Annotated in this window: 1 pseudogene; it reads right to left on the bottom strand. The window is 71.9% G+C overall.

The annotated features are described in order from the left end of the window. Positions 1–29 precede the first annotated feature (29 nt). Positions 30–256, bottom strand: a pseudogene (locus KVT39_RS37040) (gamma-glutamyltransferase); the annotation flags it as partial.

Consider the following 256-nt stretch of genomic DNA (forward strand, 5'->3'; position numbering starts at 1 on the left):
GGGCGCACGTTCCCCGCCCCGGCGAGTTACATGTTCGCGGTGCCCGCGGCGGGCGGGGCCTCGGGGAAGTAGATGAGGCGGTCGCGGCCGTCGGCCAGGTGCACGGCCATGAAGCCGCCGCCGCCGATGTTGCCGCAGCACGGATTGGCCACCGCCTGCGCATAACCGACCGCCACCGCCGCGTCCACCGCGTTGCCGCCTTGCTACAGGATGTCGACGCCGATCTGCGACGCGAAGTGCTGCGACGACACGACCA

This window comes from Burkholderia sp. GbtcB21, from assembly GCF_019091065.1.
GTDB classification, from domain to species: domain Bacteria; phylum Pseudomonadota; class Gammaproteobacteria; order Burkholderiales; family Burkholderiaceae; genus Burkholderia; species Burkholderia pyrrocinia_C.